General features: G+C 73.4%; 15 protein-coding genes. 8 read left to right on the top strand and 7 right to left on the bottom strand.

The features are described from left to right. The first annotated feature begins 39 nt into the window (after positions 1 to 39). The 3 genes from HAV40_RS02615 (at position 40) to HAV40_RS02605 (ending at position 2,032) form a co-directional block, all read left to right on the top strand. Entirely contained in the window at positions 40 to 573 is a 534-nt protein-coding gene (locus tag HAV40_RS02615) for a sigma-70 family RNA polymerase sigma factor (RefSeq protein WP_166378571.1), read from the top strand. Beyond that, entirely contained in the window at positions 566 to 1,333 is a 768-nt protein-coding gene (locus HAV40_RS02610) for a hypothetical protein (RefSeq protein WP_166378569.1), read from the top strand. Before HAV40_RS02615 ends, HAV40_RS02610 begins: the two co-directional genes overlap by 8 nt. Before the next feature lie 147 nt (positions 1,334 to 1,480). Beyond that, positions 1,481 to 2,032 carry a M15 family metallopeptidase gene (locus HAV40_RS02605; RefSeq protein ID WP_166378567.1) on the top strand — a complete coding sequence of 184 codons (552 nt, stop codon included), beginning with the start codon at positions 1,481 to 1,483 and terminating at the stop codon, positions 2,030 to 2,032. Between the two features lie 8 nt (positions 2,033 to 2,040). Here the strand turns inward: HAV40_RS02605 and HAV40_RS02600 are convergent, their stop codons facing one another. Both HAV40_RS02600 and HAV40_RS02595 read right to left on the bottom strand, forming a co-directional pair. Beyond that, entirely contained in the window at positions 2,041 to 2,760 is a 720-nt protein-coding gene (locus tag HAV40_RS02600) for a hypothetical protein (protein WP_203671357.1), read from the bottom strand. Positions 2,761 to 2,829: 69 nt separating this feature from the next. Then, the gene (locus HAV40_RS02595; RefSeq protein WP_203671355.1) at positions 2,830 to 3,795 is read right to left on the bottom strand and encodes an NAD(P)-dependent alcohol dehydrogenase; all 966 of its coding nucleotides are present in this window, start codon (positions 3,793 to 3,795) and stop codon (positions 2,830 to 2,832) included. A gap of 98 nt (positions 3,796 to 3,893) precedes the next feature. Between HAV40_RS02595 and HAV40_RS02590 the strand changes: the two genes are divergently transcribed. Both HAV40_RS02590 and HAV40_RS02585 read left to right on the top strand, forming a co-directional pair. After that, positions 3,894 to 4,574: a TetR/AcrR family transcriptional regulator gene (locus HAV40_RS02590; RefSeq protein WP_166378565.1), complete on the top strand. Its 681-nt coding sequence runs from the start codon at positions 3,894 to 3,896 to the stop codon at positions 4,572 to 4,574. Between the two features lie 84 nt (positions 4,575 to 4,658). Next, on the top strand, positions 4,659 to 5,537 hold the full coding sequence (locus HAV40_RS02585; RefSeq protein WP_166378563.1) for a hypothetical protein: 879 nt from the start codon (positions 4,659 to 4,661) through the stop codon (positions 5,535 to 5,537). 15 nt (positions 5,538 to 5,552) lie between these two features. On the opposite strand, the gene HAV40_RS02580 is transcribed toward HAV40_RS02585, so the two are convergent. The 3 genes from HAV40_RS02580 to HAV40_RS02570 form a co-directional block, all read right to left on the bottom strand. Next, a complete protein-coding gene (locus HAV40_RS02580; RefSeq protein ID WP_166378561.1) occupies positions 5,553 to 6,410 on the bottom strand; it encodes an oxidoreductase in 858 nt (285 codons plus the stop codon). Positions 6,411 to 6,549: 139 nt separating this feature from the next. After that, positions 6,550 to 7,638, bottom strand: a complete 1,089-nt coding sequence (locus HAV40_RS02575) for a DUF1996 domain-containing protein (RefSeq protein ID WP_166378559.1) — start codon at positions 7,636 to 7,638, stop codon at positions 6,550 to 6,552. Between the two features lie 29 nt (positions 7,639 to 7,667). Then, on the bottom strand, positions 7,668 to 8,279 hold the full coding sequence (locus tag HAV40_RS02570; RefSeq protein ID WP_203671353.1) for a hypothetical protein: 612 nt from the start codon (positions 8,277 to 8,279) through the stop codon (positions 7,668 to 7,670). Positions 8,280 to 8,439: 160 nt separating this feature from the next. Between HAV40_RS02570 and HAV40_RS02565 the strand changes: the two genes are divergently transcribed. After that, complete coding sequence (locus HAV40_RS02565) at positions 8,440 to 9,564, top strand: DUF1996 domain-containing protein (RefSeq protein WP_166378557.1); 1,125 nt, start codon at positions 8,440 to 8,442, stop codon at positions 9,562 to 9,564. Here the strand turns inward: HAV40_RS02565 and HAV40_RS02560 are convergent. After that, entirely contained in the window at positions 9,555 to 9,743 is a 189-nt protein-coding gene (locus HAV40_RS02560) for a hypothetical protein (protein WP_166378555.1), read from the bottom strand. The two genes, HAV40_RS02565 and HAV40_RS02560, sit on opposite strands and share 10 nt — an antisense overlap. A gap of 427 nt (positions 9,744 to 10,170) precedes the next feature. On the opposite strand from HAV40_RS02560, the gene HAV40_RS38250 reads away from it, so the two are divergent. Continuing rightward, complete coding sequence (locus HAV40_RS38250) at positions 10,171 to 11,877, top strand: protein kinase domain-containing protein (protein WP_239086301.1); 1,707 nt, start codon at positions 10,171 to 10,173, stop codon at positions 11,875 to 11,877. Positions 11,878 to 11,947: 70 nt separating this feature from the next. Here the strand turns inward: HAV40_RS38250 and HAV40_RS02550 are convergent, their stop codons facing one another. Further along, positions 11,948 to 13,177: an amidohydrolase family protein gene (locus tag HAV40_RS02550; protein ID WP_166378553.1), complete on the bottom strand. Its 1,230-nt coding sequence runs from the start codon at positions 13,175 to 13,177 to the stop codon at positions 11,948 to 11,950. An 80-nt stretch (positions 13,178 to 13,257) separates the two neighbouring features. Here HAV40_RS02550 and HAV40_RS02545 point away from each other — a divergent pair, with 80 nt between their 5' ends. Next, positions 13,258 to 13,947 carry a hypothetical protein gene (locus HAV40_RS02545; RefSeq protein WP_166378551.1) on the top strand — a complete coding sequence of 230 codons (690 nt, stop codon included), beginning with the start codon at positions 13,258 to 13,260 and terminating at the stop codon, positions 13,945 to 13,947. Positions 13,948 to 13,997: the final 50 nt, after the last annotated feature.

The following is a 13,997-nucleotide window of genomic DNA, read 5'->3' as shown; positions in this document are numbered from 1 at the left end:
GGACGACCGGTCGGTGGCGGCCGCGATCGTGGAGGCCTGATGTCCGACATCGAGGAGTTCGACGCCTTCTACGCCGATACGTCCTGGAGGGTGTTGGGCCAGTTGTGGACCATGACGGGCAGCCGGGCCGAGGCCGAGGACGCGGTGGCCGAGGCGTACGCGCGGGCCTGGCAGCGCTGGAGGCAGGTGCGCGAGTGTGACAGCCCCGAGGCCTGGGTGCGGCGTACCGCGTCGCGGATCGCGATCAGCACCTGGCGCAAGGCGGTCAACCGGATGCGCGCCCACCACCGCGCCACCCCCGAACAGGAACTCGCGGGCCTCGGCCCGGACCACGTGGCGCTGGTCCACGCGCTGCGCCAGATCCCCGCCGAGCAGCGCCGCGCGATCGTGCTGCACCACCTGGTCGGCCTGAGCGTGGCCGAGGTCGCCGCCGAGGTCGGCTCCCCCCAGGGCACGATCAAGGCCAGGCTGCTGCGCGGGCGGCGGGCACTGGCCGGCTGGCTCAGCGACCATCCCGAACCCGGTCATATCCCGCACCAGACGATCACAGGAGAGGACGGCAGTCATGGCTGAGCAGCGCGGCGAGGACGAAAGGGGCCTGGACCGTAATCTGGCCGCGCTCGCCGACCACGGTGCCCGGATCGGGCGGCTGAGCGGCGCCGAGCAGGCCCGGCACCGGGGCGCGCAACGGCGGCGCAATGGACGGCTGGCCGCGGCGGCCAGCGGCCTGGCCGTGGTCGCGGTGTTCGCCGGGGTGTACGTCACCCAGTTCGGCCAGGGCTCGCCGGAACTGACCCCGGCGACCGAACGGCCCCGCCCGGTCGTGTCGGCCTCCGCGTCGCCGTCCGCGTCGCCCTCGCCGGTGGTCACCCCGAAGGTCGACCCGTCGGCCGTGCCGGGCGACGGAGTGCCGAACCGGGATCAGGCGGTATGGCTGCAGGCGACCACCACCGGCGGCTACCCGCTGCTCACCGTCCTGCCCGACCGCTCGCTGTCGGCGGTGGGAGAGCAGTCCGCCACCGACGACGCGCAGTTCGCGCTCATCCCGCTCACCCCTGAGGGCGAGGAGTACTTCCTCAAGACCGCCCAGCCCGGGACTTCAGGCGAGCTCGGCTGCGCGGTGCGCGACGGGGACCGGTTCACCGTCACCGCCTGCGACGGCTCCCGCCGGGAGCAGCGGGTCGTGCTGCGCGGAACCGCCGCGCCGTACGAGGTGGTGCTCGGCGGCCAGGCGCTGAAGGTGACCGGCACGGGCGTGACCGGGGTCGCACTCGGACAGGGCACCCCGTTGACGTTCATCATCCGGGGCGAGGTTCATGACCCGACCCGCTGAACCCCACCGGTAGCACCCCATCTGGCTGCTTATCGCCGATGTTAAGGGCATGTGTGGTGATCGGGTCACGTCCCGATAACACGCTGCGTGGTCAAGTGAACTCCCCAATGTCACCGAGCGGAACGCCGGTGACCGTAAGGAGTTCACATGTCCTGCCCATCCCCGCGCCCCTCGAAGACCCTGCGGTTCGGTGTCGGCATCGCCGCCGCCGCCGTGCTGACGGCCGTTCCCGCCTACCGGGCCGTCGCCTCGGCCGCTGACGGCACCACCGCGAGCGACGGCGCGCTGGACCGGCCGGTGTCCCCGTTCGACGACGGCCGTCCTGCGCTCGACCGGCTCGACCCCGCACTGCTGGCCGCCGTCCGGCAGGCGGCCCGGGACGCCCGCCGCGACGGGGTCGAACTGCAGGTCAACTCCGGCTGGCGCAGCCCCCGCCACCAGCAGCACCTGCTCGACGAAGCCGTGGCCGAGCACGGCTCGGACGAGGCGCGCAGGCAGGTGCTGCCCCCCGACCGGTCCAGCCATGTCACCGGCAGGGCCGTCGACATCGGGCCGGTCGAGGCGGACCGGTGGCTGCAGCGGCACGGCCCGGCCTACGGGCTCTGCCAGGTGTACGCCAACGAGATCTGGCACTTCGAACTGCGGACCGCGCCCGGCGGGAGCTGCCCGCCGCGACTGCCGGACGCGTCCGCGGGTTGAGCGCCCGATCAGGCCGGCATGACCTCGTACCACCAGGTCTCGCGCTCGTCGTCCAGCATCTCGAGCTGGTCCTCGGTGGGGCGGTAGCCGTCCGGTAGCGACACCGCCCCCGCGCCGGACCGCCGTACGATCTCGCGCAGCCGCGTGACGCCCGTGATCTCGCTCAGGTCGTCGGCCGTCAGCGGGGTGCCGTCGACGAGCGCGGCATGGCCCAGGCCGTACCACTCGGCGATGAGCCGCAGGTCGCCGGTCTGCTCGGCCGCGGCGGCCACCTCCGCCACCACGTCGATCAGCGCTACCCGCTGCGGTGCGACCGCGTCGCGGCCCGCCAGCCGCCCGGCCTCCACCAGCCGCCGCCACAGCGCCGAACCCGCCTCGCAGTACAGCCACGGCGGGTCGACGTAGCCGTCCTCCAGCCAGCTGTCGTAGCCGTCGAAGTCGTCGTCGTCCTCGTCGAACTCGCGCAGCCCCTGGAACGCGGTCAGCCCGTCGAAGAACGCACGCCGCGCCGCGTAGTCCGGGTGCTCCGCGAGCGCGAACCGGTAGGTGTGCCGCCGCCGCAGCAGGATGTCCAGCACCCGGCCCTGGGTGAACGAGCAGTCGTATCCGGACTGGAACGCGTACAGGGCCGTGAACCAGCCGCGTAGCCGGTCGTCGTCGGGCGGGTGACGGGCGTCGAGCAGTTCGACCGATGCGGACACCAGATCCTCGACGTAGTGCATCGACATTGCCGCGCCTCCGATCCCGGTCGGCGTCCCGGCACGGGCCGCCGGGGCGGATGGTAGCCCGAACCTGCGTCACCCGACCTGGACGACGATCTTGCCGCCGACGCCGCCCGCCTCCAGCGCGCGGTGCGCCCCCGCGACGTCGGCCAGCGGGTAGACGCCGCCCACCACCGGCCGCACCGCACCGCCGTCCACGTACGCGGTCAGGTCGGCGAACAGGCCGCTGGTCGGGTTGCCGCTGAAGAAGCGCACCCGCCGCGATCCGAAGACACTCGACGCGAACAGGTAGCCCAGCGACGGCAGCAGCCGGTCGATGTCGAAGCTGATCGCGACCATGCGCCCGCCCGGGGCCAGCAGCCGCCGCAGGGTGGGCAGCGCGGTGCCGACGGTGTCCAGGACCACGTCGAACCGGCCGAGTTCGGACAGCTCGGTGGTGGCGTAGTCGCGCACCTCGTCGGCCCCGAGCTCGCGGACCAGGTCGAGGTTGCGGGCACCGGCCAGGCCGGTGACGTGTGCCCCGTACGCCCGCCCCAGCTGCACCGCCACACTGCCGACGCCGCCGCTCGCGCCGCGCACCAGCAGGCGCTCGCCCGCCCGCAGCCGGGCCTTGTCCCGCAGCGCCGTGATCGCCGTCGTGCCGACGCCGGGCAGCGCCGCCGCCGCGACCAGGTCCATCCCGGCCGGGGCCGGTGCGATCAGCTCCGGGCGTACGGCCACGAACTCGGCGGCGCTGCCGAACCTGCGGCCGAGCCCGCCCCACACCCGGTCGCCGACGCGGTGGCCGGACACCCCCGCGCCGACCGCGGCGACCTCGCCCGCGAAGTCCATCCCGGTGCGCTTCGGAAAGCCCCGGCTGATCAGCCCGGTCGCCAGCCGCAGCCGGCCTGCCCGCCCTGCCAGTTCGCCGCCGTTGACGCTGGCCGCGTGCACCCGCACCAGCACCTCACCCGGCCCCGCGACCGGGGTGGGCACCCTGCCCTCGTAGAGCACCTCCGGCGGGCCGTAGCTGTCGTACATGGCCGCACGCATCTGGTCCATCACTCGTATCCGTTCCGCCCGCAGTGGCGCGGGGCTTCGAGCGGCGAGCGTAACCTGGTAAACGGACGGGGGTATCCGTTTGCGCTAAGGTGAGAAGCATGAGTGCCGGTTCGTCTCGGATACCGCTCCCCGCCGACGGGCAGCCTGGCGGGCAGCGGGCCGACGCGGTGCGCAACCGGGCCCAGATCCTCGACGTCGCCCGCGACGCTTACTCCCGCCAGGGTGTCGACGTGCCGATGGCCGCCGTCGCCCGCCGCGCCGGCGTCGGCGTGGCCACCCTGTACCGGCACTTCCCGACCCGGGAGGCGCTGATCAGGGAGGTCTTCGCCGAACAGTTCACGACCTGTGTCGGCGCGCTCGACGAGGCGCTGGCCGACCCGGACCCCTGGCGCGGTTTCGTGCTGCTGGTCGAGAAGCTGTGCGCCATGCAGGCCGCGGACCGGGGGTTCACCGCCGCGTTCCTGGCCATGTTCCCCGACGCCGTCGACCACGACCGGCGCCGTGACCTGGCCGAGCACGGCTTCGCCGCACTCACCCGGCGCGCCAAGGCGGCCGGGCGGCTGCGCGCCGACTTCGCCCAGGCCGACCTGGTCCTGCTGCTGGTCGCCAACAACGCCGTCGCCGCGCTGTCCCCGGCCCACGCGGCGGCCGCGTCCCGGCGGCTGACCGCGTACCTGCTGCAGTCGTTCCGGGCCGAGCCCGCCGCTCCGCTGCCCCCGCCCCCGGACCTGGGGCTGCACCATCTGCTGGCACCGCCCGCCGGTCGCGGTCAGGGATGATCACCCGGTTGGCGGCCGACGCGTCCGCGGCGTGTCATATCGAGCCATGTTGACGCCGCTCGTGCCGCTGGCTAACTTCGGGCCATGTCGGTTCACCGTGCCCGCCCGCGCTGGTTCGCACCGCTCGTAGCCGCGGCGCTGGGCGCGGCGCTGGCCTGGGCCCAGGTGGCGGCGGCGCTCGGCGTCGGCGTGCTGGACTTCACCCGCCGGTTCGACGCGGGCAGCGACAACGACTGGCTGCTGAACTTCCGCAACCTGCTGTGGCTGTGCATGACGGCCGTCGTCCTCGCGGCGCTGGCGGCCCGGCTGATCAACGACGAGCGCACCTGGCGTCCGGTCGTCGCTGCGGCGCTCGGCGCCGCCACCGTCCTGCCGCTGGCGATGGCGCAGGCGGCGCGGGCGCAGCACCTGAACCTGGTCGGTGACGCCTCGGGGTCCGCCGCGCAGGCGGTGATCACGGGCGTCGTGCTCGGCGCGGCCCTCAGCGTGCTGGCCGCCCGTCTCGCGTCGGGCCGCGCGTCGACACCGGGTGTCGCCGTCGGCACGGCCGTGGTCGGGACCCTGCTGGTGGTCGGTGCGAGCGCGTCGGCGATCGACCCGCCGGTGCTCGGCGCGCTGGACCTCCCACTGGACTACGGTGCGCGCAACGACCTGTCGCTGGTCTCGGCGCTGCTGCTCGGCCCGGTGACGGCCGCGCTGGCCTGCCTGTTCGGCCGGTGGGAGTCGGTTCGGGCACTGCTCGTGGCGGGCCTCGCCGGGGTCGGCGGCGTCACGGCGGTGATCGTGGCGACGCTGTTCACCGGCCCGGGCCCGTCCGGGGACCACAGCGACCTGGGACTCGTCGTGCTGGGTCCGCTGCTGGTCGGCGGGGCTGCCGCGTACGGGCTGCTCACGGTCGTGGCCCGGCACCGGCGGAGCCGGACGGCGGACGTTCCCGTGTCCACCACCGGTTCCGCGTCGTGAGCTGACGCCCGCTCGTCAGCCGAGCAGCGCCAGGTCCTCGCCGGTGAGGGCGAGCTCGCCCGCGGCGATGTTCTCCGCCAGGTGCGCCGGTGATCCGGTGCCGGGGATGAGCAGGATGTTCGGCGAGCGGGCCAGCAGCCAGGCCAGCGCGACCTGCGCGACGGTCGCGCCGTGCCGCTCGGCGACGGTGTTCAGGTGCTCGGCCGTCAGCGGCTGGAAGCCCCCGACGGGGAAGAACGGCACGTAGGCCACGCCCGCCGCCGCACACGCGTCGACCAGCGCGTCGTCGTCGCGGTAGGCGATGTTGTACCGGTTCTGCACGCAGACGATCGGCGCGATGGTGCGCGCCGTCTCGAACTCGGCGGTGCCGATGTTGGAGATGCCGAGGTGCCGGATCAGCCCCTCCTCACGCAGCGCCATCAGCGTCTCCAGCGGCGCGGCGATCGCGGAGCGGTCGTGGCCCCGGTCGCCCATGCGCAGGTTCACCACGTCCAGCCGGTCCACACCCAGCGAGCGCAGGTTCGCCTCCACGCCCCGGCGCAGCCCGTCCGCGCTCAGCCCCTGCTGCTCGGCCGACGGCAGGGCGATGTCCGAGCCTTCGACGAGCGCGCCCACCTTGGTCACCAGGACCAGATCCGCCGGGTACGGGTGCAGCGCCGTCCTGATCAGCTCGTTGGCGGCGACCCCGTCGCGGTCGTAGTAGTGCGACGTGTCGATGTGGTTCACGCCCCGCTCGACCGCCTGCCGCAGGATCGCCAGCGCCGTGTCACGGTCCGGCCGCCCGCCCTGCGGCCAGCCGGTCAGTTTCATCGCCCCGTAACCGACCCGGCCGACGTCGAGGTCCCCACCCAGTTTCCAGCTCGTGTTAGCCATGATCGCGAGCATAGTTCGGTGGCCGGGTGACGACGTGTCGTTCACGCCCCCGCCGTCGGCGCGGCCGGAAGTTCGGCCCGCGTAGCCGTCTGTGCGTGCCCGGTGGGCGTTCCCGCGAACGCGCACCGGGCCCCGGCGATCAGAACCCGCCCGCCGCGTTGCACTTGACGCCCTGGTCCAGGCAGTTGCGGACGCGGGCGGCGAGCGCGTCGTCGTCCCAGCCGTTGAAGAAGTCGGCGTGCATGGAGAAGGAGTTGCCCGAGGACAGGGTGATGCCGTCGGTGTCGGCGCTGAGGGCCTTGTACGAGATGACGAACGACACCGACGGGATCGGCACCGGATGGCTGCGCGGGCAGACCCCGGTGTGCAGCGCCCCGGACATGTGCGCCTGGTGGTCGGGGCTGTCCAGGTGCCTGCCGTCCCAGCAGTCCGGGAACGTGATCTGGCGGACGATGTGCGCGGTGGGCGCGCAGACCGGGAACACGCCGTCCTTCGAGCGGCCGGTCTCGCCGCCGATGCCCGCGCACCAGAACCGGTTGCCGTTCGGGTCGGACTTCTTCTTCGCGTCGCCCTCGACCATGCGCAGCCCATACGGGAACGGCTGGGTCCGGCTCGGGTCCTTGAGCCGCGAGCCGTAGTAGACGGTGATCTCGTCCGGGTCGACGACCTTGCCGTCGCGGTACAGCGTCGGAATCCAGTACCCGGAACGGTCCTGCTTGGGATTGCAGGTCGTCGCACCGGAACGCAGCGACGCGGCCGTGGTCCGGCTGTCGACGGTCTTGTTGCCCCAGAAGGTGTGGTTGTGCGACGCGCCGGGCAGGCCCGGGAAGACGATCGGGTCGTCGTCGGCGTGGTGGCTGACCGTGCAGGTGGCGTGGAACTCGGGGACCTTCACCGGCCTGCCGGTCACCGTCGCCGGTCTCCGGGCGAAGAACGCCGCCGTCCGGGCCTTCTGCTCGTCCGGGTCGACCGCGATCCAGCCCGGCTTGGCCGGTTTCGGCGACGGCTTCGCCGAGGCCGGGGCCACCGGCGACACGGCCGACGGGCTGGCGGTCGCGACCGTTCGCGTCGGCGCGCTCTGCGGCGCGGAGGCCTCACCGGCGTCGGTGACGATGAACGAGACCACCGCGATCGCCAGCACGACCGGCACCGCGATCAGGACCGGGCCGAGACGGCCCAGCCGGGCCGTCCAGCCACGGTGCGGGGCTGCCTGTTCTTCGGTACGCAAAGGTTCTCCCAGGTAGAGGGCCGACCGGGTCACGCCGGGTGGCTGCTGAGGAATCCGATCGCCATCGCGCCCCACCAGCCGCCCTGCGACACCAGCGCCGCCAGCACCGAGCGGGCCAGCAGCGACCGGGGCACGGGGCCGGTGTACGCGGCGATCCTGCGGTGCAGCGCGGTCGCCTGCACCCCGTTGAGCGCCACCAGCAGCACCAGCAGCAGTTTGATCTGGGTCAGGGTCGCCCCGAGGTCCGGCCGCAGCAGCCCGCCGCTGGCGGCCAGGCCCGCCAGGCCCAGCCAGATCAGCAGGTGCACCTGGTCGGCGACGGCCAGCACCTGCCGCAGCTGGCAGCGCCGCAGCAGCCACTTCAGGGCGAACCAGTCGACCGCGACCACCGCGCCGAACCCGACGACCAGGCAGGCCAGGTGCACGAACAGGGCCACCCGGTGCAGCGCGGGGTTGACCGGCACCAGCGTCGACTCCGCGAGCACCGCCAGCCAGGTCACCACGATCACCACGGCGACCAGGCCCGGAGACGGCGAGGCCGAGTCCGCGAGCCTGCCCCGCAGACCCGGCCGGTGGCGGCCGCGGGCCTCCGGCGGCGGTTGCTCACCGGTCACCGGAAGGCTGCGCGTCGGGGTGTTCACGGAGGACATCTTGCACCGTCGCGATACGCCCGGACAGGGCGGGCAAGGTCCGCGCGTGACGGCTGGCGGAGCATCCTTTGTGGTCGTGCGGCGCGGGACCCGGCGGGCCAGCGGCTACCATGCCTGCGTTCATGAGAGCCGCCCGTGTCAGGAGTCAGCCGTGTGGGATGAGCCGAGCAACGACCCGCGCCCGGTCCGCAACCGGCGCAACCTGCTGGTCGTCGCCGGGGGACTGGCAGTGGTGACGGCCGTCGCGGCGGGTGCCCTGTTCGCCGCCGACGCGCCGGAGGCGTCGAACGCGGCCCCGGGTCCCGCGTCGGCGGCCGCGTCGGCGGCACCGGTTCCAGCGTCGTCGCCGGCGTCGCCGTCGCCGTCCGCGGTCACCGCCAAACCCGCGAAACCCGGCTGGGTCCCCGTCGACCAGAAGTCATGGCAGGCGCAGGTCGACGCGTACCGGAACAGGAAGATCGACCCGGTCCCGGCGGGGGTGGGCAACCTGCCCGAGTTCCGGGCCGACTGCACCTACAGCCACTCGCTGCCCGACGACCCGATCGTCGCCCCCGGGCTGCCGGGCGCGTCGCACATGCACTCGTTCGTCGGCAACAAGGCCGTCGACGCGCGGACCAGGGCCGCCGACCTGACCAGGTTCACGGCCACCACCTGCAAGCCGACCGAGGACCACTCCTCGTACTGGGTGCCGACGCTGTACGACAACGCGACCGGCAAGCCCGTCGAGACGACCGGTTTCCGGGTGTACTACCGGTCGCTGATGACCACCTCGGCGAACCAGCAGCCGATGCCCAACGGCCTGCGCATGATCGTCGGCGACGCCAAGAAGAGCAAGCCGACCCCGCGCGGGGCGAACGGCCAGTTCTTCTGCGCCTACTACGGTCCGGGCGACGTGAACGGCGTCGCGCGCAGCAGCAACGGCAACTGGCCCATCTGTGACGGCAAGGCCACGCTGCACTACATCATGCAGTTCCCGGACTGCTGGGACGCCAAGCACCTGGACAGCCCCGACCACAAGGCGCACGTGTCGTTCGGCCGCGGCAACGCCTGCCCGCGCAGCCACCCCGTGAAGATCCCCGCCATCACCTTCGACATCGCGTACGGCGCACAGGGCAGCGCGGCCGGTTTCTACCTCGCCTCCGACAAGGACGGCAAGAGCGCGTCGTCGATGCACGGCGACGCGTTCGTGATGTGGGACGTCGACGCCATGAACAAGCGCACCAAGAACTGCGTACAGCAGCGCCGGACCTGCGACAACTTCGGCTATCAGAAGTAACTCCAGTCGTCGGCGACCGACGCCGTCCGCGACTCGACCATGATCTGCTCGGCGTCGAGGGTGTCCAGCACCTTCTCCAGTTCGCGCGAGTCGTACCGGCCGGTGGACCGCGCGTCCAGCAACGCCGACCGCTGCCGCTCGATGACCCGCAACCTGAGCTCGCGGTACTCCCGGATCACCCGGGACCTCCAGCGCGTCCAGGTCGGCGGTGGCGTCCTCGCGAACGACATCGGTTCGTACGCGGGCGAGCACCTCCGGGGGATAGACGCTGCCGTCGGGGCATCGAGCCGCTTGGCGATGGCGGTCGCCACCGCGTCGGTCGGGCTGACGATCGCGCCGACGGCGATGCCGCCCGCGAGCCCGCCGCGATGATCAGCAGTTCCATGTGACCTCCCCGTTCGCAATAGACGTTGGCCTATCTGGATGACTGGAACAAGATCGAACTCATCTAGATAGGCCAACGTCTATGAAAGGCGGTGTGCGGTGCGGCGCGGCGGCCGGCCGTGCGGTGGATCGGGGCACCCGGGCTGAAGATCGCGAACGGGGGCCGTAACCTACTGCCAGTCGATGTGGACTTCAAGGATCTGGCCTGTGAAGGTGGTCGCAGTGGTCCAAGCGGGAACGGTGCTGGCCGGACGGTACCGGCTCGACCAGCGCGTCGGCAGCGGCGGCATGGGTGAGGTGTGGCGGGCCCACGACCAGGTCCTGGACCGCGTCGTCGCGGTCAAGTGCCTGCTCGACGGGCGGCCCGACGAGCCGAACTTCGTCGACCAGTTCCGCACCGAGGCCCGCATCATGGCCACCATCAGCCACCCCGGCGTCGTCGAGGTGCACGACTTCGGTGACGACCCGGCCGCGGGCGTCTACCTGGTCATGAAGTTCATCGACGGCGAGTCGCTGGCGCAGACCCTGGCCCGGGTCGGGCGCCTCGACGCCGCGGCCACGATGCGCCTGGTCGCGCAGGCCGCCGACGCCCTGCACGCCGCCCACGCCAAAGGCGTCACCCACCGCGACATCAAACCCGGCAACCTGCTGGTACGCCCCGACGGCAGCACGCTCGTCACCGACTTCGGCATCGCCCGGTCGGCCGGCGCGGCCGGGTTCACCACCACCGGGATGCTGGTGGGCACCGCCGGATACCTCGCGCCGGAACGCGCCATGGGCCACCCCGCCACCCCCGCCACCGACATCTACGCGCTCGGCGTCGTCGCCTACCGGTGCCTGGCCGGGCGGCTGCCGTTCGCCGGGGACAGCATGGTCGAACTCGCCCTGCGCCACGTCCACGACGCACCGGACCCGCTGCCGCCCGACGTGCCACCCGCCGTCCGGGCGATCGTGGCACGGGCCATGGCCAAGGACCCGGCGCAGCGCTGGCCGTCAGCCGCCGCGCTCGCCGCCGCGGCTCGCGAAGCGTCGGCCCCGGTGCCGGGGGAGCAGGCGACGGCGTCGCTGCCGACCCGGCCCCAGGCCGTGGCCCCGGTGCCGACACGCCGCCAGACCGTCCCGGACAGGCGAGGCGGTCGGCGGCTGCTGCTGCCCGTCGCCGCCGGCCTGATCGTCGCGGCCGTCGCGGCGACGGCGTTCGTGCTCAGCCAATCCCCGGATACCCCGTCACCGAACGTCGCGGCGAGCCCGAGCGGCTCCGTCCCGAGCCCCGCCGGACGCGACGACACGGTCGGCGTGCCGACCAGTCCTGCCGTCACCAGTCCGGTGCCCAGTGCCAGCGCCGCGAGCCCGAAGGCGCGGGTGGCCCGGTCCCTGGTCGCCCCGAACAACCTGACCGCGACAGCGGTCGGCCCCGACACGATCCGCCTGCGGTGGCGGGACCGGTCGGCGAGCGAGACCGGCTTCACCGTCATCAACGGCAACACCTCGCACGACGTCCCGGCGAACACCACCAGCTACGACTGGACCGGGCTGTCGCCCGCGACCCACTCGTGCTTCAAGGTCCGGGCCTTCGACGCGTCCGGCGTGACGGCGTACTTCCCGGCCGCGCAGGGCAACTGGGTCTGCGCGACCAGCCTGGACGGATCGGGACCGGCCGCGCCCACGAACCTGTCGGCGACGGCGGTCGACGCCGGGACGATCCGCCTGCAGTGGAGCGACAACGCCGCCGACGAGACCGGCTTCACCATCACCAACGGCAACACCTCACGCAACGTCGGCGCCGACACGACGACCTACCAGTGGGACGGGCTGGCTGCGGGCACCTACATGTGCTTCAAGGTCCGCGCCTACCACTCCGGCGGCGTATCGGCCTACGCCCCGGCCGCCAGCAGCGAATGGGCCTGCGTGACGACGCCGTCGACCTGAGCGCCATCCGTGGCGTGCACGGTGTCCGCATGATCGCCTGGGTCGACGCGGTCGCTGCCGGGAACGTCTGTCAACACGAGCCGGCAGGCGGGCCGGGCACCCGCTTACCCCGCACGTAGACGGCCAGCAGGCGGTGGACCGCGGCGGGCTCGGCGACCGGATTCCCGGACACCGCCAGGATGTCGGCGTCGTACCCGGCGGCGAGCCGCCCCTTGCGATGACCCAGGCCGATGACGTCGGCGGCCCGTGCCGTCACCGCGTGCAGCGCCTCCGCGCCGCCCATGCCCAGCGGTGCGAGCTGCGGCACCGCGTGGCGCAGTACGAAGTGCGGCTTCACCGGGGCGATGCCCGCGTCGGTGCCGATCACGATCCGCGCCCCCGCGGCGCGCATCCGGCCCGCGTTGGCAGTGAACCCCGGCATCCGGGTGGCGATGCTCGGCGGCACTGTCTGCCCGTCCAGCACGCGGGTGCCGAAGGTGAGGCTCAGCGCGATGCCGCGCGACACGATCACGTCCAGCAGCCCGGCGGGGATCTCGTCGACCGCGTCGGCGGTCATGAAGGTGGCGTGTTCGATGCTGTCGACACCGGCCTGAACCGCCGCCACCACCGCCGATGTGCCGTGCGCGTGCGCGGTGACCCGCAGCCCGAGCCGGTGCGCCTCCTCGGCCACCACCCGCAACTCGTCCACGGAGTACTGCGCCACCTCCGGGCGGCTGCCGGGCGTCATGTGCCCGCCGCTGGCCATGATCTTGATGACGTCGACGCCCCGGTCGGCCCGTGCCCGCACCGCCGCCCGCAGGTCCGCGGCCCCGGCGGCGGTCTCCCCGAGGAAGTGGCAGTGCCCGCCGGGGGTCGTGATCGGCACGCCCGCGGCTACGACCTCGGGCAGCGTATGGTCGCCGTCCCGCGCCGCCGCACGCACCCGCAGCGCCAGGTAGCCGCGGTCGCCCAGGTCCTGCACGGTGGTGACGCCCCCGGCCGCGGCCGAGCGGGCCGCCGCGCACATCGCCTCGTAGGCCGCCGCGTCGTCGCGTTCGGCCAGCCGGGTGACCGGTTGGGCGGAGGCGTCAAACGCCAGGTGCACGTGCGTGTCGACGAGACCGGGCAGCAGCGTGGCCCCGGGCAGGTCGACGATGTCCGCACCGTCGGGCAGGCCTGCTGGACCCCTCGTGACCGAGACGATCCGGCCGCCGTCGACGACCACGGACGGGGCGGCGAGCAGGGGTCCGCCGCCGCCGTCGAACAGGTGGCCTGCCCGCAGCACGAGCAGTCGCGGCCGGGAGTGCGTGTGCGTGGTCATGCTGACAGGATGGTGCGTCGCGTCCGAGCGCGCCACGCACCGCCGACACTCCAGGGTGGACGAGCGCCGGGAGGCAGGCCATGTCGGGTTACCTGTGGGTCGACCGGGCGGCTCCGGAGCAGGCCCGGGTCGGCGGCCGGATACGGATGCCCGCGCTGTCGCCCCCGTGGCTGGTGGTGTACGAGACACCGGAGCGGGTCCTGGTGAACCGCTGGCCGGGACGGCTGCTACGGGTACGGGCCGTGCCCACCGCGTCCGAGCCGGAACGGGCGGCCCTGGCCGCCGCTGTGGCCCCCATCCGCCCCGGTGCCGGTTACACGCACGCCACCAGTGTCGACGTGCTGGAGGAACTGCCTCCAGGGCTGCCGTTCGGAGCGCACGGCGACGCGGTCGCGCGGGTGCTCGACGCCGCGCGGGCGCTGGACGAGGCGACCGCGTACCGCCTGGCGGCGGCCCGGCACCGCGCCGCGCCGCAGGCCTGCCGGTCGGCCTGGCAGCGCTGGCTGGCCGGACCACGGACGGGCGGCGCGGGATCGCCGATCGGGTCCGGGTCCGGGCTGCTGCACCAACTGGTACGCGACAGTGCCCGCTCGCGGGGCGGCCCACAGGCGTGGACCGTCGACGGCGACGGCGAGGAGGTCGTGGCGGAGCCGTGGGAGTCGGCGTACGGCGCGCTGCGGGGGGCGGCGCTGGCCTACGGCGCACCAGACCTGTCGGACGCGGCGACCATGGCCACGGCCTGGAACGTGGTGTACGGCCCGATGGCGTGACGGCAGGGGAGCGGGCCGCCCTGTTTCCCGGACGACGGGCTCGGGCATCG

It is taken from the genome of Catellatospora methionotrophica (assembly GCF_011297335.1).
GTDB classification, from domain to species: domain Bacteria; phylum Actinomycetota; class Actinomycetes; order Mycobacteriales; family Micromonosporaceae; genus Catellatospora; species Catellatospora methionotrophica.
This window is presented reverse-complemented; position numbering and strand designations above follow the sequence as displayed.

What these genes read in the sequence shown, in the direction of transcription:
- HAV40_RS02615 (WP_166378571.1), top strand. Translation starts at nt 40, where the DNA reads ATGTCCGACATCGAGGAGTTCGACGCCTTCTACGCCGATACGTCCTGG.
- HAV40_RS02610 (WP_166378569.1), top strand. Translation starts at nt 566, where the DNA reads ATGGCTGAGCAGCGCGGCGAGGACGAAAGGGGCCTGGACCGTAATCTG.
- HAV40_RS02605 (WP_166378567.1), top strand. Translation starts at nt 1,481, where the DNA reads ATGTCCTGCCCATCCCCGCGCCCCTCGAAGACCCTGCGGTTCGGTGTC.
- HAV40_RS02600 (WP_203671357.1), bottom strand. Translation starts at nt 2,760, where the DNA reads ATGTCGATGCACTACGTCGAGGATCTGGTGTCCGCATCGGTCGAACTG.
- HAV40_RS02595 (WP_203671355.1), bottom strand. Translation starts at nt 3,795, where the DNA reads ATGGACCAGATGCGTGCGGCCATGTACGACAGCTACGGCCCGCCGGAG.
- HAV40_RS02590 (WP_166378565.1), top strand. Translation starts at nt 3,894, where the DNA reads ATGAGTGCCGGTTCGTCTCGGATACCGCTCCCCGCCGACGGGCAGCCT.
- HAV40_RS02585 (WP_166378563.1), top strand. Translation starts at nt 4,659, where the DNA reads ATGTCGGTTCACCGTGCCCGCCCGCGCTGGTTCGCACCGCTCGTAGCC.
- HAV40_RS02580 (WP_166378561.1), bottom strand. Translation starts at nt 6,410, where the DNA reads ATGGCTAACACGAGCTGGAAACTGGGTGGGGACCTCGACGTCGGCCGG.
- HAV40_RS02550 (WP_166378553.1), bottom strand. Translation starts at nt 13,177, where the DNA reads ATGACCACGCACACGCACTCCCGGCCGCGACTGCTCGTGCTGCGGGCA.
- HAV40_RS02545 (WP_166378551.1), top strand. Translation starts at nt 13,258, where the DNA reads ATGTCGGGTTACCTGTGGGTCGACCGGGCGGCTCCGGAGCAGGCCCGG.